Origin of the sequence: Methylobacterium sp. WL116, from assembly GCF_008039455.1 — a bacterium.
In the GTDB taxonomy this organism is placed as follows: domain Bacteria; phylum Pseudomonadota; class Alphaproteobacteria; order Rhizobiales; family Beijerinckiaceae; genus Methylobacterium.
The window spans coordinates 1-1,501 of the sequence record NZ_VRUV01000793.1 but is presented as its reverse complement, the minus strand read 5'-3'; the positions used below and the strand labels follow the sequence as shown (position 1 = coordinate 1,501).

Annotated in this window: 2 protein-coding genes; both read left to right on the top strand. The window is 72.8% G+C overall.

Going from position 1 to position 1,501, the window contains the following annotated elements; genetic code table 11:
• On the top strand, positions 1 to 840 hold an 840-nt coding region (locus FV223_RS27390; protein WP_147729843.1), incomplete at its 5' end, for an ABC transporter permease.
• Between the two features lie 238 nt (positions 841 to 1,078).
• Positions 1,079 to 1,501: ATP-binding cassette domain-containing protein (locus FV223_RS27385; RefSeq protein WP_147729842.1), on the top strand; the 423-nt coding region annotated here is incomplete at its 3' end.

Here is a 1,501-nt window from a genome sequence, read left to right as displayed (position 1 = left end):
TTCCTCCGCAGCCCCGGCGCGGCGCTCGGCTTGGCGGCCCTGGTGCTGACGGTCCTCGCCGCCTGCCTCGCCCCCTGGATCGCGCCGCAGGACCCCTACGACCTCGCCAACCTCGACGTGATGGACGGCACCCTGCCCCCCGGCAGCCGCAGCGTCTCCGGGATGCTGTACGCGCTCGGCACCGACGCGCAGGGGCGCGACATGCTCTCGGCCATCCTCTACGGCCTGCGCGTCTCCCTCGTCGTCAGCCTCTCGGCGACCCTGGTCGCGGCGACGCTCGGCTCCACGATCGGCGTGCTCGCGGCCAACGCCGGTGGCCGGGTCGATGCCGTGCTGATGCGGCTCGCCGACCTGCAGCTCTCGTTCCCGGCGATCCTGATCGCGCTGGTGCTGCTCGCCGCCTTCGGCCGCGGCGTGGACAAGGTGGTGATCGCCCTGATCGCCGTGCAATGGGCCTACTACGCCCGCGCCATCCGGGCGACCGCCCTGGTCGAGCGCCGGCGCGAGTACATGGAGGCCGCCCGCGCGCTCGCGCTGCCGCGCCGCAGCCTGATCTTCCGCCACCTGCTGCCGAACTGCTCGGCCCCGGTGATCGTGGTGGCGACGATGCAGGTGGCGCACGCCATCGCGCTCGAGGCGACCTTGTCCTTCCTCGGCGTCGGCGTGCCGGTGACCGAGCCCTCCCTCGGGCTGCTGATCAAGAACGGCTACGACTACCTGCTCTCGGGCAAGTACTGGATCTCGACCTTCCCCGGCCTGGCGCTGGTGGCGGTCATCGTCGCGATCAACCTCGTCGGCGACCGGCTGCGCGACGTGCTGAACCCGAGGTTTTCGGATTGATGGCCTCCGGGACCGGCCGAAGAAATCCGTCCGTGCACATCCCTTCCGGCCCCGGCGGGCGATCGCGGTCACATGTTTCGCCACGCATTCCCGAGGTGGCGCGGGTTCCCTCTTCCGTTCGGGAGAGGGGGCCGCGTGGTGCTTCGCGCAATCCGTCCGTCTGCCGACGCGCGGGCATGCGCGCCTCCGCGAGCCCGCAGAGGGGGGAGGCAAGCGGCGTCGGGCAGGGGAATGCGCCATGACCGCCCCCGTCCTCGCCCTCGAAGACCTCAGCGTGAGCTTCAAAGCCGGCGGGCGCGAGCACGTCGCCGTCGACCGGGTGAGCCTCACCGTGGGCCGCGGCGAGGTGCTGGGGCTCGTCGGCGAATCCGGCTCGGGCAAGTCGGTGACCGGGCTCGCGCTGATGGGGCTGATCGAGGCGCCCGGCCGGGTCTCGGGCGGCCGGATCCTGCTCGAGGGCCGCGACATCGCCGGTCTGCCGGAGGCCGAGCTCCGGCCGCTGCGCGGCAGGCGGATGGCGATGATCTTCCAGGACCCGATGACCACCCTGAACCCGGTGCTGCGGGTCGAGACCCAGGTGGTCGAGGCGATCCGCGCGCACGAGCGCGTCGGGTGCCGGGATCCCGACCTTGACCAGGGCCTCGCGCGCCCGCGCCCGGGC